Source organism: Dankookia sp. P2 (assembly GCF_050632255.1).
Lineage (GTDB): Bacteria > Pseudomonadota > Alphaproteobacteria > Acetobacterales > Acetobacteraceae > Paracraurococcus.
In genome coordinates this window covers 6,003,427-6,026,587 of the sequence record NZ_CP192581.1, presented here as the reverse complement: position 1 = coordinate 6,026,587, position 23,161 = coordinate 6,003,427, and the positions used below count along the sequence as shown (strand labels likewise).

The window sequence follows — 23,161 nt, the reverse complement described above, 5'->3', positions numbered from 1 at the left end:
GCGCCGTGGGCGCGGCTAGCCGCGGAGCCGGGCGGCCCGCGCCTTGAACCGCTCGCACCCTTTGGCCAAGTCGCAGCCATGGTGCTCCGCCTTCTCAGGCCGCTGCTTGCCATCCTGGTCGCCGTCGCTCTGGTCGGGGCACCGACGGTCCAGGCGACGTCCGCGGTTCCGTGCGACACGATGCACATGACCAACGCGGACCATCAAGCATCTTCCGGCGGCGCACAGGCACCTGCGCCCTGCAAGATGATGCCTGGCTGCGTCGACGCGCTCGGCTGCGTCTCCTTGCCAATTTGCCTGTCCCTGCGATCTCGGCGGAGCCGTCGGTCTGGACCGCCATTGCTTACTGGATCGGCACGGACGTCTGCGAGGGGCGTTCCGTCGAACCCATCCTCGATCCTCCCATTCCGTTCGCCTGACCGCTGGGGCCGCCCGCCAGGGTGGCTCCGGGCCAAGACGCGCCGCCGGTTCCCCAGGACGACCACTCCCACACGCCGCGCCACGCGGCACAGCGAACGGATTCGAAAGATGAACACCTCCACCCCCACGCGGGACCTCGCCATGAACGCGCCCGTCCCGCGCGACGACAGCGGCCGACCATCGAGGGTTTCCGCCATTTGGGCCAATGCCCCAGCGTTCTTGCGGGGGCGCAGTGGCCTCCTCGCCCTGGCGGCCGCACTCGCAGCGACCGGGCTCCTGGCCGGGTGGGCCTGGCTTGGAGCGGCGGCGGTGCTGCCGCTGCTCTACACTCTGCCCTGCGCCGCGATGATGGCGATGTGCATGAAGGGCCACGGTGGCTCCGACGGGAACGCCTCGGCCAAGCCCGACGCCGCAAACACGAACGCCAGCCCGTCCCACTGACGTGTGCAACCTCGGCTTTGCAGGCGCCGCCTGCGCCAGAACCGATTCAGGGAGACCAGATATGATGACGAAGTGCATTTCCATGACTACTGCAGCGGTCCTGCTCGCCACCACCCTCGGCACGGCGGCGGCCCTCGCGCAGGGAAGCCAGTCCCAGACGCCGCAAGCTCCGGCGCCGCAGAACGCCCCCGACCAGGGCATGATGGGGCAAGGTGGCATGATGGGCCATGGCGGGATGATGGGTCAGATGGACCCGACGCAGATGAACCGCATGATGGAGAACTGCAACCGGATGATGGAGGGCATGCAACGCTCCCCGCCCACCCCGCGTGACGCGCAGCCCGGCCACGGCTGACCGAACGGCTCCCGCCGCCCAAGGCATGGGTGGCGGGGCCCGACGCCAGCAAGGAGGACCACTGCCTGTGACCGGCTACCCGAACTGGCTCTCCGCGCTACGTGCCTACCTGCTGACCGTCGCCGCGGGCGACCTCGCATGGGAGGCGGCCCACCTTCCGCTCTACACGCTTTGGCGGACCGGGACCGCGGGTGGGAAGCTGTTTGCGGTGGTCCACTGCACGTTCGGCGACCTCCTCATCGCGCTCGCCTCTCTCGCCCTTGGCCTCGTGCTTGCCGGGCACCGGGACTGGCCCGTCCGGCGGTTTGGGGCGGTCGCCGCGCTCACCGTGGCGTTCGGACTCGGCTACACCGCCTTCAGCGAGTGGCTGAACATCGTCGTCCGCGAGAGCTGGGCCTACTCCGAGCTGATGCCGGTCGTGCCGGTCTTCGGGTTCGAGGTGGGCGTTTCGCCCCTGCTGCAGTGGGTCATCGTTCCCGCGCTGGCCCTACACCTAGCCCACCGCGCGGGCGCAACCCGGAAGGCAACGGCCGCGGCGGCAACGTCGTGATGGTCGGGGAACGGGCCGCGGTGCATCCGTCATGGGTGACAGCGCTGCGATGCGTGCTGGCCGCCGTCCTGGTTGCAACCGGGCTTGGCAAACTGCTCGACCTCCATGGCTTCGCCGATATTGTTGCATCCTACCGGGTGCTTCCGGATGCCCTGAGCTTCGCGGCAGGAACCACGCTCAGTGTCACCGAGCTGGGCCTTGCGGTGTGGTTGCTGTCCGGATGGCGCCTGGCTTGGGCAGCGTCCCTGGCGGCCTTGCTGCACCTGGCATTTTTTGTCTGGGCGGCCTTGGCTCTGGCGCGTGGGCTCAACATTCCCAACTGCGGCTGCTTCGGCGTGTTCCTCGCGCGGCGCCTGACACCGCTGACGCTTGTCGAAGACGGGATCCTGTTCGCTGTCGCCCTTGCGATTGTCCTGGGAGCCCGACCTGGAGTGAGGCAGTGGCGATGAACGTGTACGAACGCTTCGTCCTTCCTCGGCTGCTGACGCTCGCCATGCGGAACCGCGAACTCGTGCCCTACCGCCAGCGGGTCGGGCTCGCCGCCTCGGGTCGGAGTGCTGGAACTCGGGATCGGCTCCGGCCTGAACCTTGGCTTCTACGGGCCCGACGTCACCTCGGTGGTCGGCGTCGATCCGTCTCCCCAACTCCTCCGGATGGCGCAGGAGCGGTCCCGAGGGGCACGCTTTCCGGTCGAACTCGTCGGGGCGGCAGGCGAGCGGCTGCCCCTCGACGACCGCAGCGTCGACACCGTCGTGACCACCTGGACCATGTGCAGCGTCAGCGACCCCGCTGCGGCGCTGCGGGAGGCGCGCCGAGTCCTGCGGCCCGGCGGCGCGCTGCTCTTCGTCGAGCACGGCCGCGCGCCCGACCGGGGCGTCCGCTGGTGGCAGGACAGGCTCACGCCCGCCTGGCGATGCATCGCGGGTGGATGCCACTTGAACCGCAAGATGGACGACCTTGTACGCGCCGCCGGGTTCCGCGTGGATAACGTGAAGACCGGCTACCTGCCAGGTCCGAAGGCCCTGACCTTCATCTACGAGGGCCGGGCTCGGCCGGACTGACGTCCGCGTCGGTTTCGCCGCGGTGCCTCTACCGCGAGGCAGGCCTCGCCCAGCGGCGAGCCCGGTGCGGCGTCGGGGCAGAGCGCCTCAAGGGCGCGCAACAGATGCTCGGCAACGTCCTCGCGCCGCTCCCGCAAGGCGTGCTCGAGAGCGGCCAGAACCTGGTCCTCGAGTAGCGGTGCGTCCGGCATCGGCGACTTCCTCCTGGTCCACGGTGGGCCACTCACGAAGGTGGGGTCTGCCTCCGTGGGAGGGTCAAGGGCCGCTTTCATGCTTTGTCACACAGCTTGGGCGCGCGGGACGGGGGCACTCGGCATCTTCCCGGATACGGTAGCGTTCCCCGCAACGAGGCGGGCCACAGGCGTCCGCTCGCGCCTTGGCCACCAACAGCGGCGCATACGGCAACCAAGGAGACACGCCGGGATGATCGATACTAAAGCGCTTCGAAGCACCGGCCTCGCGCTGGCGCTTGGCCTGTCGCTCGCGGCCTGCGCCCAGCAGCAGAGCCCCCCGCCCGCGCAGCAGACCGGCGGCATGTCCGGCATGGGCTCTCAGGGCATGGCGGGCCACAGCATGTCCGGGATGTCCGGCATGCAGGGGCACAGCATGTCCGGCATGAGCATGGAGCAGATGATGTCCCACTGCGCCCAGATGCGTCAGCAGATGCGGCCGGGCGCCACGATGAGCGCCGACATGCAGGCGATGATGACACACTGCGACCAGATGGACAGCCAGATGGGCGGGATGTCCGGAATGCAGCCCGGCGCCCGCCCGCAGGGTCGCTGAGCGAGTGGGCGGGAACGGCTCGGGCTGCTCCCGCCTTTCATACGCGTGGCTCAAGCGCGTGGCGCCCGCGCAAAGCGCCCCGTGCGCGAGGCACGTCCGGTCTACATCTTCTCCTTGATGCCCTTGCGGATGAGCCACCAGTTCACCGGATAAGAGGTGACAAACCCGCAAACCATGGCGATCTGCATCATGAACCAGAACTCGACCGAGTTGGTCTCGAGCCTCACCCCAGAGGAGATGGCGGAAGAGGTAAAAGCTGGCGAAGGCCATGAAGCCGTACATACCGACCTGCCACGCCGTCAGCGACAGGGTGTCCGCCTTGAGCGCCTGGAAGAGCCCCTCACCGACCGACAGGTTCCGCATCGGCTTGATGGTGAAGTATTGGAAGGCGATCCCGAGCGCGAAGGCAAAGATGTAATCGACGATCCAAACGGCATACATCTTCTCACCGAACAGGCTGTGCCAGCCGAACCAGACAGCGATCGCGGGCACGAAGAAGACCAGCCACTCGGCGAGGATGTCGCCGAGGGTGCAGCCGCTTCCGCAGTGGCTGGCGCCCTTGCCGACCATCACCGGGAAGGGCGTCTCCCGCTTGCTCGGCATCTCCTCGTGGCACTCCATCGCCGCGTGCGCCCGCTCGCGCGTGGCGAGGCGGCCATAGGTGAAGTAGCCCCACAGCGTGACGACGGTCCCGAACAGCGCCGTCACCGGCCAAACGACGTTCATGATCCCCATGTGCTGGGGATGGCGGATGACGTTGGCCGCAATGACCGCGGCGCAGATGGCCCCGAGCAACAGGGCGGCGATGGACAGGTCGTGCAGCCAGCTCGGAACCATCGGTCAGCACCCGCATCCGCAACCGCCTGCCTTTGGCGCTCTCCCGGGTAGCCCATCCGGCCCCATGGCGGCTCGGTACCCGGCTCCTCTCACGGCGGCAAGCAAGTCCTCCGGTCGCGCGCTGCCCCGAACCATGGCACGGGCCGCCCCGAGCTCGACATCGACGCTGACGGCGCCTGGAACGGCGGACAGCGCACGGTGGACGGCATTGGCGCAGGACCCGCAGGTCATGCCGCCAATGGAGAGGATGGCGCAGTCCCTGTCCTGGCCGGACAGCCCAACGCGCTGGGTCGTAGTGGCTTCGGTCATCTTCGATTCCCTGGATGTTGTTGGAGCTGAGGTGGTGATTCCCATCGTGGGAAGGTCAATACCCAAGGCGGCGCGGACACGCTCGTACCAGCGGGATTGGACGGCGGTGAGTGCTGGCGGGGCACCGCCGCGTCCAACGTCACGGGGCGCCAGAGCGCAGCACCCGGACAAACTTTGAAATATTCGCGGTGGCAAACGCATTCCCCTCGTCGCGTTCATGCGCAACCAAGAACGAGTGATGGACGGGGGCCTGTGTCCATGTCTTTCCAGCCGCCTATTGGAGAGCCAGCGCACGGGGCGGGAAGGCCCGCTCCACTGTCGGGGACAGGCCACCGCCGGTTGGCCCTCGAAGTCAGCCGAGGCGCGCACCAGCTTCTGAACCGTCGCGAGCGACCCTGGTCGCATCACCCTGTCTGGATGAACGGCGCGAACGCCTCCCTCGACCGGGGTGCCGTCGCAGCAAGAGCATCGGCGACGCCGCTGCCCAGCGATGGCCCTGACTGCCCTCGCCTTTGCGCTGGCGGCCTGCTCGTCGCCCACGCAGGCTCCAGGTTCGTCACGGCAGACCGCGTCCGGCCCAATCAAGGGGTATGGCGTTCTAGGCGTCGAGGGCCCTGACCTCGCGTCCATGCTGCGCACCTGCGGCACCATCGAGAACAACTCCTCGAGCGACCTCTCAGGCGCCGACCAGGATCTTCGGACGCGGTGCGACCAGTTGCAGCGAACGATGGGCACGCAGCCCGGCAACTCCGTTCGAGCCGAGCGGTGAGCCGGGATGACGCCAAGCGCCATGGGCTGATGCAATCCAGGGAGACCTTCCGATGAACCCAACGGCAACGCGCGCTGGCTTTAGCCGTCGCAGTCTCTTGCAAGGAACGGCGGCGATCGGCGGCGCAGGCTTGCTGGGCGGCTACCCCGGTGTCGCAGCAGCGGCGGGTGCCCGTGCCCGTGCCGCCTTTACGCTGACCAGTCCGGACGAGCCCACCGTGCGGCCCGGCCGGGAGTTCGACCTGACCGTGGACCGGCAGCCCATCAACAAGACCGGCACGCGATCCTGGGCCAACGCCGTGAACGGCGGCGTCCTGGCTCCAACGCTGCGCTGGCGCGAAGGCGACGTCGTCACCATCAACCTGACCAACCACATGCCTGAAACAACCGGTTTCCACTGGCACGGCATCATTCTGCCGAATCCGATGGACGGTGTGCCTGGCCTGCAATTCCCGGGCATCAAGCCGGGCGAGACCTTCACCTACCGCTTTCCGGTGCTGCAAAGCGGCACCTACTGGTACCACAGCCACATGGGCTTCCAGGAGCAGAAGGAGCCTACGGCGCACTCATCATCGATCCGGCGGGCGAGCCGCTGGTCAAGGCCGACCGCGACTATGCGGTCATCCTGAGCGATTGGACGGACGAGGATCCGCAGGTCATCGCCAACAACTTCAAGCAACAAAGCGACATGTACAACTTCCACAAGCGCACGCTCGGCACCTTCGTCTCGGACGCGGCGCGGAGCGGCCTCGGCGCCGCGGTTTCGGAGCGCCTGCGCTGGGCCGACATGCTGATGGACCCCACCGACGTGCAGGCGCCGACCAGCTACACCTACACCTACCTGGTCAACGGCTTCCCACCGGAGGCCAACTGGACCGCGCTGTTCCGCCCCGGAGAGCGGGTGCGGCTGCGCTTCATCAACGCCTCGGCGGTCAGCTTCTACGACGTCAGCCTGCCGGGCCTCACCATGGATGTCGTGCACGCGCACGGCAACGACGTGGTCCCCGTGCCGGTGGAGCAGTTCCGCATCGGCGTCGCCGAGACCTACGACATCATCGTGCAGCCGCGCGATGACCGGGCCTACACCATCTTCGTCCAGAGCATGGACCGCAGCGGCTACGGGCGCGCCACGCTCGCGCCGCGGGATGGCATGGAGGCGCTGATCCCGCCGATGGACGACCGCCCGCTGCGCACCATGACCGACATGGGGATGCCCGGCATGGCGCCTGCCCAGATCGGGGCTTCACCCACCGACAACAGCTTGCGCATCGGCGGCCTGATGCCTTCCATGCATGGCGGCCACGGGATGCCTGCTGCGAGGAGGCCAAGCGGGCAACCGAGGACCGAGAACCCACCGAACTCGCCCGGGACGGGCGTGGAGAGCCTGTTCGTGGCCCGGACGCCGACGCGACGGCTCGACCTTCCGGGCGACGGCCTCAACCACCTGAATCGACGGGTGCTCACCTATGCCGACCTCCGCTCGATCCAGCCAGGCGTGGACCGGCGCGCCCCGACGCGGGAGATCCTGTTGCACATCACAGGGAACATGCGGCGGTTCATCTGGGGTCTTGATGGCAAAAAATTCTCCGAGGTCGGCCCGATCGACGTGACGCTCGGCGAGCGTTTCCGGCTCCGCTTCATCAATGACACGATGATGAACCACCCCTTCCACCTGCACGGCATGTGGATGGTGCTGGAAAACGGCCAGGGCGACCACTGCCCCTACCTACACACCGTAAACGTTCAGCCCAGCGAGGACATCAGCATGCTGGTCACGCCGGTGGCGACCGGCCAGTGGCCACTGCACTGCCACGTGCTCTATCACTTCGAGGCGGGCATGTTCCGCACCGTCCGCGTGCTGCCGAGGAACGCATGATGCGCGCGCATATCTTGCTGACCCATTGGGCCGCCCTCGCCGTTCTCGTCGCCGTGCCGCAGGCGAAGGCGCAAGTGCGGCTGTTCGGCACCGGCCTGGGATCGGACACGCTGCAGGGCGCCGCGCCCTACGGCAATCCGATCCGGGACGACCGGGTTTACGCCCACGGCATCTTCAACCAGCTCGAGGGGCGAATCGGCGACGGCGCCTACCTACGCTGGAGCGGGCAAGCCTGGGTCGGTACCGACTACAACCGGCTCTGGTTCAAGTCCGAGGGGCGCTACAACGCGGACCGCCGCGGCAGGGTCTCGGACGGCGACCATGAGTTGCTCTATGACCGGCCGATCACGACGTTCTTCGACCTCCAGGCAGGGGTGCGCTACGATCTGGACGACAGCACGGGGCGGACCTGGGCGGCCCTTGGGGTGCAGGGCCTCGCCATCGGCTTCTGGAACGTCGAGGCGACGATGTACGCCAGCGACAAGGGGCATTACGCACTGCGGACCGACGCGTCCTATGACCTGTACCTGACCCAACGGCTCGTGCTGCAGCCCCAGTTCGAGACCAACTGGTACACCAAGATCGACCGCAGCCGTGGCGTCGGGGCGGGCCTGTCGGACATCGCTATGGGCCTGCGGCTTCGCTACGACGTCACCCGCAAGATCTCGCCCTATATCGGCGTTGCGTACCAGCGGTACTTCGGCGGGACACTCAACCTCCGCCGCGAGGAGGGACGCGATCCGGACGACCTCCGCTTCCTCGTCGGCATCAGGACATGGTTCTGATTCGGTGCCGCATCACGTCCACCTCATAGCCGCACGGTCCGCAGGCGCAGCGAGTTGCCGATGACCGACACCGAACTCAGCGCCATAGCCAGGGCCGCGACGATCGGGCTGAGCAGGATGCCGAGGAAGGGGTAGAGCACGCCCGCGGCCAGCGGATTCCGAGGGCGTTGTAGACGAAGGCGAAGAACAGGTTCTGCCGGATGTTGCGCATCACCGCGCGCGACAGTACCCGCGCCCGCGCGATGCCTGCGAGGTCACCCTTCACCAGCGTCACGCCCGCGCTTTGCATGGCGACGTCGGTGCCGGTGCCCATGGCGATGCCGACGTCGGCCTCGGCCAGCGCCGGAGCATCGTTGACCCCGTCGCCCGCCATGGCGACGACCTTCCCCTTGGCCCTGAGCTCGCGGACGATGCGGTGCTTGTCCTCAGGAAGGACGTCGCCCTGGAACTCGTCGATGCCGAGCCTCCGGGCGACCGCCTCGGCGGTAGTCCTGTTGTCGCCGGTCAGCATGACGATGTGGATGCCCTCGGCGCGCAGGCTCGCCAGCGCGGCGGGCGTGGTCTGCTTGACGGGGTCGGCTACGGCGATGACGCCGCCCGGCCTGCCGTCCACCGCCAGGAACAGCGCCGTGCCTCCCTCGCGCCGCAAGCTCGTCCGCCCTTGCTGCCAAGGCGCCCAGATCGACGCCCTGGTCAGCCATCAGCCGGGCGTTACCCAGCGCGACCCGGCGCCCACCGACCGAGCCGGTCACGCCCTTGCCGGTGACGGAGGCGAAATCGGCAGGTTCCTGAATGGCGACGCCGCGTTCCTTGGCCGCAGCAACGACGGCGGCTGCCAACGGGTGCTCGCTCGACCGCTCCAGGCTCGCTGCCAGCGGCAAGACTTCGGCCTCGGTTAGGCCAGGAGCCGGGACCACGGCCACCACCTTGGGCTTGCCCTCGGTCAGGGTCCCGGTCTTGTCTACGACCAGTGTGTCGACGCGCTCCATGTGCTCCAGCGCCTCGGCCGACTTGATGAGAACGCCCGCGCCGGCGCCCTTGCCGACGCCGACCATGATCGACATCGGGGTGGCGAGGCCGAGTGCGCAGGGGCAGGCGATGATGAGCACGGATACGGCGGCGATCAGCGCGTAGGACAGCGCCGGGCTCGGTCCCCAGATGGCCCAGGCCAGGAAGGCGAGGACGGCCACAGCGATGACGGCCGGGACGAACCAGCCCGCCACCGTGTCGGCCATGCGCTGGATGGGCGCACGGCTGCGCTGGGCCTCGGCCACCATGGCCACGATGCGGGACAGCATGGTGTCGGAGCCGACCTTGTCCGCTCTCATTACGAGCGAGCCGGTGCCGTTCACCGTGGCGCCGATGACCTTGGAGCCGGTCGCCTTCTCGACGGGCAAGGATTCGCCGGTGACCATGGACTCGTCCACGGCGCCGCCGCCCTCGAGCACCTCGCCGTCTACCGGCACGCTCTCGCCCGGCCGCACCCGCAGCCGGTCGCCAACCTGCACGTCCGCCAGCGGGACCTCCTCGTCCGAGCCGTCCGGCCGGATGCGGCGCGCCGTCTTGGGCGCCATGTTCAACAGGGCCCGGATGGCGCCGCCGGTCGCCTCGCGCGCCCGGAGTTCCAACACCTGGCCGAGCAGGACAAGAACTGTGATGACGGCCGCCGCCTCGAAGTAGACGGCCACCGTACCGTCCATGCCCCGGAAGCCCTCGGGAAAGATGCCGGGCGTGAAGGTCGCGACCAGGCTGTAGAGGTAGGCGGCGCCGGTCCCGAGCGCGATCAGGCTGAACATGTTCAGGCTGCGGTTCATCACCGATTGCCAGCCGCGGACGAAGAACGGCCACCCGGCCCAGAGCGCCACGGGCGTCCCGAGCAGGAACTGGATCCAGACCGAGGCCCTGGGCGAAACGAGGTGGTGCAGGTTCAGGCCGGGGAAGTGCGCGCCCATCTCCAAGATGACGACCGGGATGGACAGGGCCAGCCCGACCCAGAGCCGCCGCGTCATGTCGGCGAGCTGCATGGTTGGGCGCGGCCTCGGCTGTCACCTCCAGCGGCTCGAGGGCCATGCCGCAGATGGGGCAGTTGCCCGGCCCTTGCTGCCGGATCTCCGGGTGCATCGGGCAGGTGTAGATGGCGGCCTTCTCGCGCCGCCGTCGGCGCGGCAGCCTTCTCCGGCTTCAAATACTTCTCGGGGTCCGCCTCGAATTTCGTCCGGCACCCGGCCGAGCAGAAGTGGAAAGTCGTCCCGCCGTGCTCCAGGCGGTGCTTCGAGGTGGCCGGTTCCACCTTCATGCCGCAAACCGGGTCGGTGACCAGGGCGGCCTCGGCCATTGCCGCGTTCTCGTGGCCTTGCTGTTCGTGGCCATGGTCGCATTCCGGGCCGTGCTTGTGCCCATGCCCCCCGTGGTGCCCGTGTCCGTGACCTTGGTGCTGACCGCTCATGGTGCCGTCTCCGGGTTGGTCCGCCTCGGCGGGCCGGTTCTGGTTTGATTGCCGCAAGGTGGGGATTCCCTATGGTGGGAAGGTCAAGGCAGGCGTCGTCTGATGCCGGGCAGACATGTTTTGTCGCAATGGCAGGCGCAAACCTCACGGGCGGGTTGGGTTCACCTCCGGTCGGGGGCGCCAACGAGCTTCTGCCAGGACCCGGTCATCGCCGGGCACGCTCTGCGGTGGCGTTGGATGCGGGACACGGAGGTCACGGCGCCGCCTCCGTCCAGCCGACGGCGAGGCGCCATCAGAACGGGAGACGACCATGCACCAGATGTCCGCCGAGATGCGCGCCTGCATCGAGGAATGCCTGCGCCGCCACAGCACCTGCCTCGGGATGGCGATGAACCACTGCCTCGAGCAGGGCGGCAAGCACGTCGAGCCGGAGCATTTCAAGCTGATGATGGCCTGCGCCGAGATCTGCCAGACCTCCGCCAACTTCATGCTCATCGGCACCCACCACCACAAGCACACCTGCCGCGAGTGCGCCGAAATCTGCGAGGAGTGCGCCAAGAGCTGCGAGCAGGTCGGCGGCATGGACGACTGCGTGCAGCAGTGCCGCCGCTGCGCCGAGAGCTGCCGCAAGATGGCGGCCTGACCGGCGGCTCACCTCGGACGCCTGGGCGCCGGTCCGGGAGTTCCTGTCCGGCGCCCTCACGCCTCAGGCGAAGATGTACCAGGACCCGACGTCGCTGACGCCTTCCACGAACTGGGGCGTCGGGAACATGAAGTCGCTCTGCCGCAGTTCGTCCTTGGCCACCCCGAGGAGCAGGATGGAGCCGTCCTCCCCGCCAGCATGGTCCACGTCCCACGAGACCTTGGCGCCGAGGTCGGTGTCCTCGACCTTCACATCCTTCGCGTTGATATCCATGAAAGCGATGTGGTCGAACAGGCCCTGCGCCGGGCCGGTGGCGCGGAAGTCGAGCACGATGTCGTTGCCGCTGTCCATCGAGACCATGAAGGCGTCCGAGCCCGCGCCGCCCAGGTAGACGTCATCGCCCTTCCCGCCGTTGAGCATGCCGTGGCCCGGACCTTCAGCGAGCCAGTCCCGGCCGTCTCCGCCCATCAGCTCGTCATTTGCGGCACCACCAATCAGGGTGTCCCCGCCTTTGCCGCCTTCGAGCTGGTCCGGGCCGTCCCCACCCAGGAGCAGGTCCCTGCCACCGCCCCCATCGAGGACGTCGTCGCCGCCCTTGCCGAGCAGGACGTCGGCACCCGTGCGACCGAAGATCTGGTCCCAGTCGTCGCTGCCGCTCAGGAATCCGCCCTTCTCGGTCCCGATGGTGGCCGCGTACATGTCGAAGGCGACGGTGTGGGCGCCATCGCCGGAACCGGGAACCAGGGTTTTGTCAGCAGCCGAAAGGGAGCCGGTGATTTCCGGTCCGGATACGCTCGGGGTCGGGGCCTCGTCGACGGGCCCGTCCGGCGCGCGGGCGCCCGGCGGCAGGTCCGGTTCTGTTGTAGAACATGAAGTCATCCTGCGAGAGCTTGGACTTCTGCACGCCCTCGAGCAGGACGGAGCCATCGCTCCAGCTGACCTTCACACCACCATTGGTGTCGTTGATGGTCAGGTCTTCCCAACGGATCTCCTCGAGGGCGATGTGGTCGCCCACGCCGGGTCCGGCGGTGAAGTCGCGGACCACGTCATCCCCCGAGCCGTGGCGCACGATGAAGGCATCTCGGCCCCATGCCGCCAACGAGGGTGTCGTTGCCCTCCTCGCCGTCCAGGCTGCTGTGGCCGGGACCCTCGTCCAGGTAGTCGTTGCCGGGGCCGCCCATGAGTGCATCAGCGTCGGCGCCGCCATAAAGGGTGTCGTTGCCCGCGCCGCCGTGCAGGTGGTCCATCCCCGGGCCGCCCGAGAGCAGATCGGCTCCGTCGCCGCCTGTCAGGACGTCACCCTCGGGGCCGCCGCCGAGCTTATCCGCCCCGCCGAGCCCCCAGTAGTGGTCGGCGGCGTCAGTGCCGCCGAAGCTGTCCGCCCCGGCACCGCCTACTGCAAGCTGATGGTCTGGCATGCCCGCGAACCGGGTCGAGAACTGCTCGCGCTCGGTTCGCTCCGCCGCCGCTTCGCCCTCGCCTCCCCACCAGTCGCTCCACCGAATTAAGCATTTCGTCCGCCATGCCGCCATCCTCCGATTGCCTGGAGCCGCGCGGTCGAGGCTGCATTCGGGCAGGCGCTGGCGCGCGGCAGCCAGAGAACACGGCGTGCTCCGCAGGGGTTGGCCCCGCGTCCATGACGTAGTGTGTCAGCGTGTCGGTCTCAGACCGTTGCTGCCCGGCTGCGACCGCGGGCCAGCATGACGAAGTATGTCCAGGCGCCATTCACGCGTTGCGGGCGGCGAGCGCGGTCGGCAGCTTCCGACACCAATGTGAGCCTCGAGCGGCGGCGTGCCGGGGTCGGAGGTGTCGGGATGACGAAGGCATTCGGGTTCGGGGCCGCGCTCCGGCGGCTGTCGCTGGCCGGGGCGACGCTGCTGGCCATGGCGGCGCCCGCGCTGGCGCAGCGCTACGACCTGACGCTCGAGGAGCGCACGGTCAACATCAATGGCGCCGACCGACCGGCAGTTACCGTCAACGGTCAGTTCCCCGGCCCGCTGCTCCGCCTGCGCGAGGGCGAGGAGGCGGTGATCCGGGTGACGAACCGGCTGGACAAGGCCAGCAGCATCCACTGGCACGGCCTTATCCTGGCCGCGTCGATGGACGGCGCGCCCGGCTTCAGCACCGGCTTCGTCCGCGGCATCGCGCCCGGCGAGACCTTCGAGTACCGCTTCCCGGTCGTGCAATCCGGCTCCTACTGGTACCACGCCCACAACCTTGACCACGAGCAGCGCGGCCTCTACGCGCCAATCGTCATCGACAAGCGCGAGCCGGAGCCGTTCCGCGTACGACCGGGAGCACGTCGTACAGCTCTCGAGTGGACGGACGAGCGCCCGGTGCGTGTCCTCCAGAACCCTCAAGCGCGACCCCGGCTACTACAATTGGAACCGGCGCACGCTGGTGGACTTGGCCCGCGACCTGGGCCGCGCGCCGGACGCCGATGCGCGCCAGGACATCGTCCGGATCGCATCGAGTGGGGGAACATGCGAATGGACCCCACCGACATCGCCGACGTCACCGGCTCCACCTACCGCTATCTCGTGAACGGCTTCCGGCCGGAGGTGCCTGCCACCCTGCTGTTCCGGCCGGGCGAGCGCGTGCGCCTGCGGCTCATCAACTCGGGTGCCATGACCTACTTCGACGTCCGCATTCCCGGCCTCAAGATGACCGTGGTTCAGGCGGACGGGAACAACATCCAGCCCGTCGTCGTCGACGAGTTGCGCATCGCCGTCGCCGAGACCTACGACGTCATCGTCGAGCCGCGTGACGGCCGCCAGTACCAGATCCTCGCCGAAACCATGGACCGCACCGGCTGGGCCCGGACCCGGCTGGCGACGCGCATGGACGCCCCGGTCGAATCCTTGCCGCCCCATCGTCCGCGGCCGGTCCTGACCATGGCGGACATGATGATGAACCCGGGTCCGACCGGCCTCGACCGCGGCACGCCACGGCCTGAGCAGGACCAGCCCGGCCACGTGGCGCCCATGGGCGGCATGGACCACGGCTCCATGCCGGGGATGGGCGCCGGGCAGCCGCAGGGACAGGCGGCCGCCCCGGCCATGGACCACGCGGCCATGGGGCACGGCAACATGGCCGGGATGCCAGGCATGGGCGGTGGGCAGGGTGCTTCTCCCGCGATAGACCACTCCGCGATAGGGCACAGCGCACCGCCGCGTGCTGGCGCGCAGGGGCGCGGTACCCCGGCCACGACCACGGCGGGCGGGATGGAGGCGCATGCCGGGCACGACGGCATGGCGATGGCGGACCCCGTCCAGCAGGATACCGGCGCGCCGCCCAGCGCCCGCGTGCTGTCCTACCGCGACCTGCGCCCGCTGCGCGCCGATCCCCAGTGGCGGCCCTACGACCGCATCATCGAGGTGCGGCTGACCGGGAACATGGAACGCTACATCTGGTCAATGAACGGGAACGAGTTCTGGCGCGCCCAGCCCATCGTCGCCCGGCTCGGCGAGCGGCTCCGCATCAGGTTCATCAACGAGACCATGATGAACCATCCAATGCATCTGCACGGGATGTGGATGGTGCCGGACCTCGGCAACGGGGCATTCAATCCGCGCAAGCACGTGGTCAACATCAAGCCTGGAACCTCGCTCGACGTCGATGTCATCGTGGACGCCGAGGGCGACTGGGCCTTCCACTGCCACCTGCTCTATCACATGGAGTCCGGGATGATGCGCATCTTCCGCGTCACCCGCGATGGCGTGCCCGTCGCCTCCGCGCAGCAGCCCATGCAGGCCGCCATGCCCGCCGGTCACCGCCACTGATGCCGCGGAAGCGCAGCATGACCCTCTCGGTGTTCAAAGGCGTAGCGGCTGGCTTCGTGGCCGTCGCGCTCTCCTCCACCGCAGCCATCGCCCAGTCCGGCACCGATCACTCAGCGCACGGGATGGCGGCCGCGAATCCTTCCGCCGTCCAGAGCGCCGGGGCAACACCGGCGACCAATGCTGAGGAGCACACCGGCCACTCGCCCATCTATTTCGGTGCCGTGCTGCTCGACCAAAACGAGATGCGCAGCAACGGCCGCGGCAGCCCGATCTACGCCTGGGAGGGCTCGGCCTTCTACGGCACCGACTACCACCGCGTCTGGGTCAACACGCGCGGCGAGACCAGCCGCGAGCGCGGCGGCCTTGAGCGGACCGAGGCGCAGGTGCTCTACTCGCGCCTGGTCGGCTACTACTGGGACCTCCAGGCGGGGGTGCGCCACGACTTCCGCATCGACCCGCGCGAGGGCACGCCTTCGCGGACCTACGGCGTTTTCGGACTCCAAGGACTGGCACCGGGCTTCTTCGAGGTACAGCTGCAAGGATTCGTTGGGGGCAATGGCGTGTTCCTCGCCCGCGCCGCCGCGTCCTACGACCTGCTGATCACCAATCGGCTCGTCCTCCAACCCGAAGCGGAGCTGAATTTCTCGACCGGCTGGGACCGCGACGCCCTCATTGCGCCCGGCATCTACCGGACCGAGGTGGGGCTGCGGCTGCGCTACGAGATCACCCGCGAGTTCGCGCCCTACATCGGCTACTCGTTCGAGAGCTTCAACGGTGGCGCGACCGGCCTGAACCGGCGGATTGGTCAGCAGCCCTCGCAGTCGACGGTCGCCGCGGGCATCCGTATCTTCTTTTGAGAGCAGGCACCGTGCTGACAAACGCAGGACCCATGCTGCAGCGGACGGGACTTTTCCTTGCGGCGGCCATCTTGCTGGCTGCCTGCGCCACTGCGCCGACCGGAATGCAGCGGGCGACTTCGCCCGCCCACGCCACCGGCGAGGGCCTAGCCAAGCCATCGGGCGCGACCGGCGCGACCGCGGCGGTGGCCCCGGACACAGCCTCGGAGCACCGGCATCACTGACACCGGGCGTGGGGCCGGTATCCGCTCCTGAGCTATAGGCCCAGCGCACCGCGTATGACGGGGCCGACCTGCTCCCAGACACCGGCCAGGTCGGCGGCGGCCCCGAGAGCGCCGCTCAGTCCTCCTATCACCGCCTTTAGCATGCCCGGCTTTCGCTGCTCGGGCTTCGCGACGGCCTGCTGGGCCACGTACTCGACCTGGTCCAGCAAAGCGTTCTTCTCGGTGTCGCTAGCGTCTTTGGACTGTATGATTGCTTCGGTCAGGGTTTTCAAAGCCTTCTCGACTTCGTGGTGCCCTGCCTCGCCCAGCCCCTTCACCGTGACGACAATGCTACGGACGGTGCCCGTATTGATCGAGCCGACTACCCCGCCACTGACGGTGATGCTGGTGTTGGAAATGGCGCCGTTGGGGATTTGTGGCACTTGCACTCGGTAGCTCCCTCCAATGCCGCCGGTCATCGCATCCATCTCGGCCAGCGCCATGGTCATCATGGCGGCGTGCTGCTGGAATTGGAGCGTCTGGGCTATGGTGAACCGGTAGTAACAGTCCACGCACAAACCCTGGCCATCTACGTTCATCAAAGCGGGGCGGCCATCCTGCGAACAGACGAGGACGCGGGCCTTCTTGGCTGCGGAAGAGGACGCATCAACCATAGCCTCTTCTATCCTCGCGGCCCCGTGATGGCTCTGCGGATTGATGTGCCGACGCATCTCCAAGGCGCTCCGCCGCCGAACTCGCTGAAGCGGAGGGTCGAGGGCAGTGTCCCCGTGCTACCGATCCTTACGCCGCATGGTCATGCACCGCAGGCCGCTCCCTGCACTCCTGCACCTCGACCGTGACGTGGGCGATGCCCAGATCCCCCGGGATGAGCGCCTTGTAGTGCTCCGGCGGGCGCGGCGTGTGTGTAATCACCCCAAGAGCGGCCGCGTAGACGCCGGGCGCCACAGACCAGACGTGGAGGTCGTAGAGGCGGTTGTCGGCCACGGCCTCGACGGCCTCGCGCACCGCTCGCAGAACCGATTCCGGCGCCTGGTGGTCGAGCAGGATGCGGCTAGTGTCCCGCAGCAGCCCCCAGGACCATCGCGTGACCAAGGCGGCGCCAAGCAACCCCATCATTGGGTCCATCCACCACGCGCCAAGGAACAGGCCCGCCAGCAGCGCCGCGATGGCCAGCACCGAGGTTAGCGCGTCGGCCAGAACATGCAGGTAGGCCGACCGGAGGTTCAGGTCGTGCCCATGCCCATGGTGTTCGTCATCGTGGTCGTGGTGACCATGGTCATGATGGTCGTGGTCGTGATGGTGGTGGTCATGACCGTGGTCGTGAACGCCGAGTATCAGCACCGAGGCCGCGTTGACGGCGAGGCCGACCACAGCGACCGCAATGGCCCAGCCGAATGCGATGGGGACCGGGTTCAGGAGCCGGGCGACACTCTCCCAGACCATCGCCAGCGCGAAGGCTGCGAGCAGGACGGCCCCGGTGTAACCGGCGAGCGCATTGACCTTGCCGGTCCCGAAGGCGAAGCGCGGGTCGGCCGCGTGGCGGCGCGCGTAGGCGTAGGCTAACGCGCTGATGCCGAGGGCGGCCGCGTGCGAGCCCATGTGCAGCCCGTCCGCGAGCAGGGCAACGGAGCCGAACGCCATCCCGGCGCCGATCTCGACCACCATCGTGATTGCGGTGAGCAGAAGGACGAACAGCGTTCGCCGCTCGCCCCTGTGAGGGAGGTCCTGGCCGAAGGTGTGGCCGTGCCGCCAAGTGTCCATCGAGTGCGTGTGCATAGTGCTCCTAACGCCGCCATCGCTTTGGAGGCATCGTGCCTCAGTGCATCCGGTGCGCGAGGCCCGGAGGCGACGTCGAGACCATCTCGGCGGCCGCGTAGAGGACCAGCAACGCGACCACCGCCTCGAGCGCGACCGATCGGGCCAGCCTGGCCCCAGCGTCCGGGGCACAGGCCGCCAGCGCCGGTGTCAGCCTGAAGCGGTGCCAGGCCGCGAAGCCCAGAAGAACTGCCACAAGGGCCACCTTGGCCATGAGCGCCCAGCCGTACCAGGAGCCGAGGAGCTGCCCGAGGTCGCCGACGATCCACCAGGCGAGCACCAGGCCCGCCGCCACCAGAACCGGCACGGCGACCGCCGCGACGCGGGCCCAGTCCTCGACGAGGCGGGCCGCGTGCGGGCCGTCGCGCCGAGACACCCAGGCGAGCGGAGGGAGGCTGCCGATCCAGTAGGCAGCCACCACAAGGTGGACCAGCAGCAGTCCCGCCAGCAGTGGCCGGGGGGCGAGCGACGTCGTGTGTCCGAGGAGCGCGTAGCTGGCGCAGGCCAGGACGCCACCGGCGGCGGCCAGGGGCGCCCACCGCGCCCCAAGGGCAAGCGAGGCGACAAGGAGCATGCCCGCACCGCCCACGCCGTAGGAAGCCCCGGCCGGTGACATGAGCACGATAGTCCAAGCGTCGGGGTCCGTGAGGGTCTCACCACCCATCAGGACGCCGACATGGGCAGTTATGGTGCCCGCACCTGCCACGACGCCCAGCAGGGCGGCGCCGAGCACCCAGCGCCGCAGCCGCCGGGCGTCCCCCTCGTCCAGCCGGGAGTCGAACAGGAGCGCGAAGAAGGCGAAGCCCGCGCCACCGAGGCTGCCCGCGTAGTAGGAGGCGCGCAGCACGACGGCTGCAGCACCCCAGCCCAGTTCGCTGCCCTGGAGCAGGGCCAGGATCACCGGCTGGCGCGCTCGATCCGGAAGGTCAGCGTGCCGCCGCCAACATGGCCATCGGCCGAGGCGCCGCGCCATTCGACCCGGTAGGCTCCGGGCTGCAGCGTCTCCTGAACGGTCGCCCGGGCCTCCTCGACGGCGGCGGCGCGATTGCCCTCCCGGACCAGTTTCTTCTCGCGTCCGGCCTCGTCCACGAGCTTCAAGGTCATCACCCGCACCGGCATCGCAAACACCAGGGAAATGGCGGGCGGGGAAGTCCGGAGCACGGCGCCGTCGGCGGGTTCGGCATGGTGAACGTCGGAGTGTGCCAGGGCCGATCCGGCCGCAGCCAAGGAGAGGAGGACGGTGGTGACAGCCACGAGGGCGCAGCGTCGGAAAAGCGAAGCAGTCATATCAAACCTCTGGTCTGCAGCCGGGCCACTCCGGGCCGCGGGGCCTGCGTGTGGACAGATCCCATCGCATGCGCCAGGGGCGCCACGGAACAGACCGGACATCGCCAGCAATCATTCGAAATCTGGGTGTCCGATCGGCCGCGGCTTGGCTCGGCAGCTATGCGGCTGCCGAGCCTGCTGGTCAGTGCGCGTGCCCGCTGTGGGACATGCCCTTCATGCCATGAATCATAGAGGCGTCCACCTGCACCGCGTTCGGGTCGCCAGGGTAGGAGGCGATGACCGAGTTCATCAGCGCGATCTCCTGGGCTTGGTCGGTGATAATGTCGACGTTCACCAGGCCGAGGAAGCCGTTCCGGGCCGCCGGATTGGCGTGGTAGGCGCGCGCCATGTCCAGGGCCGCCTGGTGGTGCATCGTCATTCCCTTGGCGAACTGCACGTCCCGCGCCGTGACCGGGGCACCGGGATCAGCCAGCGCCGCCTCGGGTCCGGGGATGGGCAAACGCTGGAAGCGCTGGATCTGACCGATGCCCTCGGTTGCCGCGGGCTGTAGCGCGAGCCGGGCCAAACCGCGGTTCAGCACCACCGGCGGCCGGTCGAGGTTGCGGCCCACCTCGTTGGGCAAGCCGATCTCAAAGCTCTGGTTGCGGATGATCGCCCGCGCCAACGCCTTGAGAATGGGGCTGCTCGCCTGCGGATCGGCTAGGTACTCCTTCGCCATCGTCAGTGCGCCTGCATGGTGCGGCCTCATCCCGGCGACATAGTCGCGGTCGGCCTTAAGCGCTGCCGGATCGGCAGCCTCCCACCAGGTCGTGGGCACGGGCGACCCGTTCGGGTCGTAGCCATCCTCGATGGCGGCCATGGCTGGTGCCGTTGCGAGCGCCAGCCCGACAGCCGCCGTCGCCAGGGCGAGACGCAGCGCGGGCCGCCGAGAGGTCTGGTTCGGGTTGTTCGTGAACAACGTCGTTGTCCTGTCCTTGAGCCGTAAACCCGCGAGCGCGTGGCCCTGCGGGCGGGGCATTTCGTCGTTCGAAGCGCGATGCTGCGCCGCCGCGGCCGCTCATTGCTGCCGTCAGCGGCCTCGATCAGGCGGCTTCGCGCGGCGGCGGCAGGGCCGGAGCAACGTCAGTGCCGGAGGCTTGGGGCAAGTGTAGAGCGTCGCGCACAAGTGGGCCCTGCCACGGCAGGAATTCCGGCTGCATGACAGGGAGGCTCCCGAGCAGCATCGGACACTGGAGGGCCAAGCAGCAGGTCAGTGCAGGTTCGGACCAGTGATGCCCCCGCCCGGCTGGCCATGGTCATGCCATGCGGAGGCGGTGGCTGGGCCGTCGCCGCCCGGTAGCAGGCAGTCTTCCGCAGCAGGCAGTCTTCCGCAAGGTGGCGGTGGCCGTCGTGGGCCGTCGGCCTCGCAGCCGCGAGCGACGGCGAGGCCGACAGCGCGAGCATGACCATGACGAGCAGGCCCGCAGTCAGCCTCCGGAACATGCCCGTCCGCACCATCGTCAGCCTGACCGTCAACCCTGCGCCGCGACAAGCGCGTCGGCGACGCGCCTGCGGCTGGCGGACGCACCGGAGGGAACGGCACCGCCCTCGAGGTCATGCAGGATCGGGCAGTCGGGTCGGTGGTCGCCGTGGCAGGCGTCGGCCAGCTCCTGCAGGGTGTCCCGCATGGCGGTGAGTTCGAGAATTTCGGCGTCGAGCTCGGCCACATGCTCCGTGGCGACCCGCTTCACGTCGGCGCTGGACCGCTCCCGGTCCTGCCACAGGCCGACCAGCAGCTTGATGCGCTCCATAGACAGGCCGAGGTCACGCGCCCGCCGGATGAAACGGAGTGTGTTCACGTCCGTCGCCGAGTAGACGCGGTAGCCCGCCTCGGTCCGGGCTGCCTTCGGGAGAAGCCCGATGCTCTCGTAGTAACGGAGCATCTTGGCCGACACGCCCGAGGCTGCCGATGCCTGCCCGATGTTCATGCCTGCCTCCATCCGAACCGCTGACCAAGAAGATGGGGCTTCCCATTGTGGGAAGGTCAACGGCGATTTTGTCACCGCCATAGACTTGAGCGGCCATTGACCTTCCCATCATGGGAAGCCCCATCTGGGGAGCCTCCCCGGGTTACAAGAGGGCGGCATGGTGGTCTTCAAGGTTGCGAACTTGAGATGTGGCGGCTGCGTCCGGTCGGTCACGTCTGCCCTGCGCGGCGTTGACCCGGCGGTCGAGGTCCGGGTGGACCTGGGGCGCCGTGAGGTCACCGTCGAAGGCGCGGCGGACGTGGACGTCCTAGCCCGGAGCGCTGCGCGGGGCGGGCTTCGAGGGCGAGAGGATCGACGCTTGATGGTCGGCCTGGCACCCCGACCTGGCCCGGGATGAACACCGTCCGCAGCGGCGGCCAATCCGGCGAGCCTCCGGGCCGTCGCGGCATCGACCCGGAGGCGCACGTCCTCGTCGTCGAGGACGACGCGGCGATGCGCCACCTCATCTCCCGCCTGCTGCGCGAGAACGGCTTCCGCTCCACCGGCGTCCGCGATGGCCGGGAGATGTGGGAGACGCTCAGAAACACCGAGATCGACCTGATCCTGCTCGACGTGATGCTGCCCGGCGACTCCGGGCTCAAGCTCCTCCGCGACCTGCGGGCCGAGCGTGGGGCGCTGCCGGTGGTCATGGTGACCGCCAAGGGGTCGGAGGCGGACCGCGTGCTCGGCCTCGACCTCGGGGCCGACGACTACCTGCCGAAACCCTTCGGGCGGCGGGAGCTGCTGGCGCGCGTCCGCGCGGTGCTGCGTCGCACCCGCACCCCGACCGAGGCGCCTGTGGAGCCTGCGGCCCGCGCCACCGTCCAACGGGTGCGCTTCGATGGCTGGACCGTGGACCTGGCGCGGCGGGAGGTGCTGGCGCCCGGGGACACGGTCGTTGAACTCTCCGGCGCCGAGTACGACCTGCTGCTGGCGTTCCTCGAGCACCCGCACCGGGTGCTGGCGCGGAACCAAATCCTTGAGCTGTCGCGCGGCCGCCTCGCGGATCCGAATGACCGCAGCGTGGACGTGCTGGTTAGCAGGCTACGTCGCAAGCTCGAGGGCGAGACGGGAGGGACCACGATGATCAAGACGGTGAGGGGCGCGGGCTACATGTTCCTGCCCGCGGTGGAGCGCGTGGTTTGAGGCGCGGGCTCGGCTGGCTCTCGCCGGCGACGCTGGCGGGACGGACAACCCTCGCCCTCCTCGCCGGGCTCTTGGTCTTCCATCTTGGGAGCGTCTGGCTCCTCGAGCGTGACGTGCGCGGCGCGGTTGAGGAAGGACGCGAGACTCATTTGGCGGACCACGCGGCCATGGCGGCGCGGGTCATGGGCACCCTGCCCGAGGACGTGCGGGAGGCCGCCGCACGAGCCCTCTCGACGCCTGCCTTCGAGGCTACCTGGGGCCGCTCTGCCCCAACGGAAGCTGCAGACAACACGGCCTCGGCGACGCTCCGCGACCGGCTGCTACGGCGCGTGCCCGAGTTAGCGAACCTTCGCCTCCGGCTCGGCCTCGCCCCCAAGGACGACGGCTCGAGACGCCTCCGCGGCACCATGCGCCTTGCAGACGCAAGCTGGGTTTCCTTCGCCACCGAGGCGCCGGATCTCGCGCCAGTACCGACCCACACCTCGCTTCCCTCGCTCAGCGCCATGGCGCTCGGCATCGTGCTGGTTTCCCTGCTGGTCGTGCGTTGGATCACTCAGCCGTTGCGGCACCTCGCCAGAGCGGCGGAGAGCTTCGGTAAGGGTGCCTCGCCGGTGCCGCTGACGGAGAGTGGACCGCGCGAAGTCCAGGAGGCCGCGCGGACCTTCAACGCTATGCAGGCAAGGATCCACCGTCTGGTCGCCGACCGCACGCAGGCGCTCGCTGCCGTCAGTCACGACCTGCGCACCCCCATCCAGCGGCTGCGGCTG

Annotated in this window: 26 protein-coding genes and 3 pseudogenes; 15 read left to right on the top strand and 14 right to left on the bottom strand. The window is 68.7% G+C overall.

Annotation, left to right across the window (positions count from 1 at the left end; translation table 11 throughout):
• Positions 1–528: 528 nt before the first annotated feature.
• The 5 genes from ACQ86J_RS35860 (at position 529) to ACQ86J_RS35840 (ending at position 2,827) form a co-directional block, all read left to right on the top strand.
• Entirely contained in the window at positions 529–861 is a 333-nt protein-coding gene (locus ACQ86J_RS35860) for a hypothetical protein (RefSeq protein WP_431269243.1), read from the top strand.
• Between the two features lie 82 nt (positions 862–943).
• Positions 944–1,216, top strand: a complete 273-nt coding sequence (locus ACQ86J_RS35855) for a hypothetical protein (protein ID WP_431269242.1) — start codon at positions 944–946, stop codon at positions 1,214–1,216.
• 67 nt (positions 1,217–1,283) lie between these two features.
• Positions 1,284–1,766: a hypothetical protein gene (locus ACQ86J_RS35850; RefSeq protein ID WP_431269241.1), complete on the top strand. Its 483-nt coding sequence runs from the start codon at positions 1,284–1,286 to the stop codon at positions 1,764–1,766.
• Positions 1,766–2,215 (top strand): MauE/DoxX family redox-associated membrane protein, encoded by a 450-nt coding sequence (locus ACQ86J_RS35845; protein WP_431272654.1) that lies wholly within the window; start codon positions 1,766–1,768, stop codon positions 2,213–2,215. The genes ACQ86J_RS35850 and ACQ86J_RS35845 overlap by 1 nt, the downstream gene beginning before the upstream one ends.
• A gap of 105 nt (positions 2,216–2,320) precedes the next feature.
• Positions 2,321–2,827, top strand: a complete 507-nt coding sequence (locus ACQ86J_RS35840) for a class I SAM-dependent methyltransferase (RefSeq protein WP_431269240.1) — start codon at positions 2,321–2,323, stop codon at positions 2,825–2,827.
• 255 nt (positions 2,828–3,082) lie between these two features.
• On the opposite strand, the gene ACQ86J_RS35835 is transcribed toward ACQ86J_RS35840, so the two are convergent.
• Together ACQ86J_RS35835 and ACQ86J_RS35830 are read right to left on the bottom strand one after the other, a co-directional pair.
• Positions 3,083–4,450, bottom strand: coding sequence for a DUF4396 domain-containing protein (locus tag ACQ86J_RS35835; protein WP_431269239.1), 1,368 nt, complete (start codon positions 4,448–4,450; stop codon positions 3,083–3,085).
• 3 nt (positions 4,451–4,453) lie between these two features.
• Positions 4,454–4,681 (bottom strand): heavy-metal-associated domain-containing protein, encoded by a 228-nt coding sequence (locus ACQ86J_RS35830; protein ID WP_431272653.1) that lies wholly within the window; start codon positions 4,679–4,681, stop codon positions 4,454–4,456.
• Between the two features lie 568 nt (positions 4,682–5,249).
• Here ACQ86J_RS35830 and ACQ86J_RS35825 point away from each other — a divergent pair.
• From ACQ86J_RS35825 to ACQ86J_RS35810, 4 genes are read left to right on the top strand one after another with little or no spacing between them, the layout of a single operon-like run.
• A complete protein-coding gene (locus ACQ86J_RS35825; RefSeq protein WP_431269238.1) occupies positions 5,250–5,528 on the top strand; it encodes a hypothetical protein in 279 nt (92 codons plus the stop codon).
• A gap of 52 nt (positions 5,529–5,580) precedes the next feature.
• Positions 5,581–6,156, top strand: a complete 576-nt coding sequence (locus tag ACQ86J_RS35820; RefSeq protein ID WP_431269237.1) for a multicopper oxidase domain-containing protein — start codon at positions 5,581–5,583, stop codon at positions 6,154–6,156.
• A complete protein-coding gene (locus ACQ86J_RS35815) occupies positions 6,042–7,403 on the top strand; it encodes a copper resistance system multicopper oxidase (protein WP_431272652.1) in 1,362 nt (453 codons plus the stop codon). The genes ACQ86J_RS35820 and ACQ86J_RS35815 overlap by 115 nt, the downstream gene beginning before the upstream one ends.
• Positions 7,400–8,188 carry a copper resistance protein B gene (locus tag ACQ86J_RS35810; RefSeq protein WP_431269236.1) on the top strand — a complete coding sequence of 263 codons (789 nt, stop codon included), beginning with the start codon at positions 7,400–7,402 and terminating at the stop codon, positions 8,186–8,188. Before ACQ86J_RS35815 ends, ACQ86J_RS35810 begins: the two co-directional genes overlap by 4 nt.
• 76 nt (positions 8,189–8,264) lie before the next feature.
• Here the strand turns inward: ACQ86J_RS35810 and ACQ86J_RS35805 are convergent, their stop codons facing one another.
• From ACQ86J_RS35805 to ACQ86J_RS35795, 3 genes and pseudogenes are all read right to left on the bottom strand, one after another.
• Positions 8,265–8,837, bottom strand: coding sequence for an HAD-IC family P-type ATPase (locus ACQ86J_RS35805; protein WP_431269235.1), 573 nt, complete (start codon positions 8,835–8,837; stop codon positions 8,265–8,267).
• A gap of 88 nt (positions 8,838–8,925) precedes the next feature.
• Positions 8,926–9,984 (bottom strand): annotated as a pseudogene (locus tag ACQ86J_RS35800) (heavy metal translocating P-type ATPase); the annotation flags it as partial.
• Positions 9,985–10,424: 440 nt separating this feature from the next.
• Positions 10,425–10,484: pseudogene (locus ACQ86J_RS35795) on the bottom strand (hypothetical protein); the annotation flags it as partial.
• Between the two features lie 460 nt (positions 10,485–10,944).
• Between ACQ86J_RS35795 and ACQ86J_RS35790 the strand changes: the two are divergent.
• Positions 10,945–11,277 carry a four-helix bundle copper-binding protein gene (locus ACQ86J_RS35790; RefSeq protein WP_431269234.1) on the top strand — a complete coding sequence of 111 codons (333 nt, stop codon included), beginning with the start codon at positions 10,945–10,947 and terminating at the stop codon, positions 11,275–11,277.
• A 63-nt stretch (positions 11,278–11,340) separates the two neighbouring features.
• On the opposite strand, the gene ACQ86J_RS35785 is transcribed toward ACQ86J_RS35790, so the two are convergent.
• From ACQ86J_RS35785 to ACQ86J_RS35775, 3 genes are read right to left on the bottom strand one after another with little or no spacing between them, the layout of a single operon-like run.
• Positions 11,341–11,976: a calcium-binding protein gene (locus ACQ86J_RS35785; RefSeq protein ID WP_431269233.1), complete on the bottom strand. Its 636-nt coding sequence runs from the start codon at positions 11,974–11,976 to the stop codon at positions 11,341–11,343.
• A 52-nt stretch (positions 11,977–12,028) separates the two neighbouring features.
• Positions 12,029–12,322: a hypothetical protein gene (locus ACQ86J_RS35780; RefSeq protein ID WP_431269232.1), complete on the bottom strand. Its 294-nt coding sequence runs from the start codon at positions 12,320–12,322 to the stop codon at positions 12,029–12,031.
• Position 12,323: 1 nt separating this feature from the next.
• Entirely contained in the window at positions 12,324–12,695 is a 372-nt protein-coding gene (locus ACQ86J_RS35775) for a calcium-binding protein (protein WP_431269231.1), read from the bottom strand.
• 396 nt (positions 12,696–13,091) lie between these two features.
• Here ACQ86J_RS35775 and ACQ86J_RS35770 point away from each other — a divergent pair, with 396 nt between their 5' ends.
• Together ACQ86J_RS35770 and ACQ86J_RS35765 are read left to right on the top strand one after the other, a co-directional pair.
• The gene (locus tag ACQ86J_RS35770; protein ID WP_431269230.1) at positions 13,092–15,059 is read left to right on the top strand and encodes a copper resistance system multicopper oxidase; all 1,968 of its coding nucleotides are present in this window, start codon (positions 13,092–13,094) and stop codon (positions 15,057–15,059) included.
• A gap of 17 nt (positions 15,060–15,076) precedes the next feature.
• A complete protein-coding gene (locus ACQ86J_RS35765) occupies positions 15,077–15,916 on the top strand; it encodes a copper resistance protein B (RefSeq protein ID WP_431269229.1) in 840 nt (279 codons plus the stop codon).
• 256 nt (positions 15,917–16,172) lie between these two features.
• On the opposite strand, the gene ACQ86J_RS35760 is transcribed toward ACQ86J_RS35765, so the two are convergent.
• The 6 genes from ACQ86J_RS35760 to cueR form a co-directional block, all read right to left on the bottom strand.
• Entirely contained in the window at positions 16,173–16,850 is a 678-nt protein-coding gene (locus ACQ86J_RS35760; protein WP_431269228.1) for a DUF1542 domain-containing protein, read from the bottom strand.
• 70 nt (positions 16,851–16,920) lie between these two features.
• Positions 16,921–17,901 (bottom strand): CDF family Co(II)/Ni(II) efflux transporter DmeF, encoded by a 981-nt coding sequence (gene dmeF, locus ACQ86J_RS35755; RefSeq protein WP_431272651.1) that lies wholly within the window; start codon positions 17,899–17,901, stop codon positions 16,921–16,923.
• Positions 17,902–17,956: 55 nt separating this feature from the next.
• The gene (locus tag ACQ86J_RS35750; RefSeq protein WP_431269227.1) at positions 17,957–18,856 is read right to left on the bottom strand and encodes a copper resistance D family protein; all 900 of its coding nucleotides are present in this window, start codon (positions 18,854–18,856) and stop codon (positions 17,957–17,959) included.
• Positions 18,853–19,209 carry a copper resistance CopC family protein gene (locus tag ACQ86J_RS35745; protein WP_431269226.1) on the bottom strand — a complete coding sequence of 119 codons (357 nt, stop codon included), beginning with the start codon at positions 19,207–19,209 and terminating at the stop codon, positions 18,853–18,855. Before ACQ86J_RS35745 ends, ACQ86J_RS35750 begins: the two co-directional genes overlap by 4 nt.
• 214 nt (positions 19,210–19,423) lie before the next feature.
• The gene (locus ACQ86J_RS35740; protein ID WP_431269225.1) at positions 19,424–20,260 is read right to left on the bottom strand and encodes a DUF305 domain-containing protein; all 837 of its coding nucleotides are present in this window, start codon (positions 20,258–20,260) and stop codon (positions 19,424–19,426) included.
• A gap of 493 nt (positions 20,261–20,753) precedes the next feature.
• Positions 20,754–21,209, bottom strand: a complete 456-nt coding sequence (gene cueR / locus ACQ86J_RS35735; RefSeq protein WP_431269224.1) for a Cu(I)-responsive transcriptional regulator — start codon at positions 21,207–21,209, stop codon at positions 20,754–20,756.
• A 157-nt stretch (positions 21,210–21,366) separates the two neighbouring features.
• On the opposite strand from cueR, the gene ACQ86J_RS35730 reads away from it, so the two are divergent.
• The 3 genes and pseudogenes from ACQ86J_RS35730 to ACQ86J_RS35720 all read left to right on the top strand — a co-directional run.
• Entirely contained in the window at positions 21,367–21,606 is a 240-nt protein-coding gene (locus ACQ86J_RS35730) for a heavy-metal-associated domain-containing protein (RefSeq protein WP_431269223.1), read from the top strand.
• Complete coding sequence (locus ACQ86J_RS35725; RefSeq protein WP_431269222.1) at positions 21,603–22,394, top strand: response regulator; 792 nt, start codon at positions 21,603–21,605, stop codon at positions 22,392–22,394. Before ACQ86J_RS35730 ends, ACQ86J_RS35725 begins: the two co-directional genes overlap by 4 nt.
• 167 nt (positions 22,395–22,561) lie before the next feature.
• Positions 22,562–23,023 (top strand): annotated as a pseudogene (locus tag ACQ86J_RS35720) (hypothetical protein); the annotation flags it as partial.
• Positions 23,024–23,161 lie beyond the last annotated feature (138 nt).

Bases quoted from the DNA above. Each gene is read 5' to 3' on its own strand.
- ACQ86J_RS35860 (WP_431269243.1), top strand. From the start codon at position 529: ATGAACACCTCCACCCCCACGCGGGACCTCGCCATGAACGCGCCCGTC.
- ACQ86J_RS35855 (WP_431269242.1), top strand. From the start codon at position 944: ATGACTACTGCAGCGGTCCTGCTCGCCACCACCCTCGGCACGGCGGCG.
- ACQ86J_RS35845 (WP_431272654.1), top strand. From the start codon at position 1,766: ATGGTCGGGGAACGGGCCGCGGTGCATCCGTCATGGGTGACAGCGCTG.
- ACQ86J_RS35835 (WP_431269239.1), bottom strand. From the start codon at position 4,450: ATGGTTCCGAGCTGGCTGCACGACCTGTCCATCGCCGCCCTGTTGCTC.
- ACQ86J_RS35830 (WP_431272653.1), bottom strand. From the start codon at position 4,681: ATGACCTGCGGGTCCTGCGCCAATGCCGTCCACCGTGCGCTGTCCGCC.
- ACQ86J_RS35825 (WP_431269238.1), top strand. From the start codon at position 5,250: ATGGCCCTGACTGCCCTCGCCTTTGCGCTGGCGGCCTGCTCGTCGCCC.
- ACQ86J_RS35820 (WP_431269237.1), top strand. From the start codon at position 5,581: ATGAACCCAACGGCAACGCGCGCTGGCTTTAGCCGTCGCAGTCTCTTG.
- ACQ86J_RS35810 (WP_431269236.1), top strand. From the start codon at position 7,400: ATGATGCGCGCGCATATCTTGCTGACCCATTGGGCCGCCCTCGCCGTT.
- ACQ86J_RS35790 (WP_431269234.1), top strand. From the start codon at position 10,945: ATGCACCAGATGTCCGCCGAGATGCGCGCCTGCATCGAGGAATGCCTG.
- ACQ86J_RS35785 (WP_431269233.1), bottom strand. From the start codon at position 11,976: ATGTACGCGGCCACCATCGGGACCGAGAAGGGCGGATTCCTGAGCGGC.
- ACQ86J_RS35775 (WP_431269231.1), bottom strand. From the start codon at position 12,695: ATGCCAGACCATCAGCTTGCAGTAGGCGGTGCCGGGGCGGACAGCTTC.
- ACQ86J_RS35770 (WP_431269230.1), top strand. From the start codon at position 13,092: ATGACGAAGGCATTCGGGTTCGGGGCCGCGCTCCGGCGGCTGTCGCTG.
- ACQ86J_RS35765 (WP_431269229.1), top strand. From the start codon at position 15,077: ATGACCCTCTCGGTGTTCAAAGGCGTAGCGGCTGGCTTCGTGGCCGTC.
- ACQ86J_RS35760 (WP_431269228.1), bottom strand. From the start codon at position 16,850: ATGCGTCGGCACATCAATCCGCAGAGCCATCACGGGGCCGCGAGGATA.
- dmeF (WP_431272651.1), bottom strand. From the start codon at position 17,901: ATGGACACTTGGCGGCACGGCCACACCTTCGGCCAGGACCTCCCTCAC.
- ACQ86J_RS35740 (WP_431269225.1), bottom strand. From the start codon at position 20,260: ATGCCCCGCCCGCAGGGCCACGCGCTCGCGGGTTTACGGCTCAAGGAC.
- cueR (WP_431269224.1), bottom strand. From the start codon at position 21,209: ATGAACATCGGGCAGGCATCGGCAGCCTCGGGCGTGTCGGCCAAGATG.
- ACQ86J_RS35730 (WP_431269223.1), top strand. From the start codon at position 21,367: ATGGTGGTCTTCAAGGTTGCGAACTTGAGATGTGGCGGCTGCGTCCGG.
- ACQ86J_RS35725 (WP_431269222.1), top strand. From the start codon at position 21,603: ATGAACACCGTCCGCAGCGGCGGCCAATCCGGCGAGCCTCCGGGCCGT.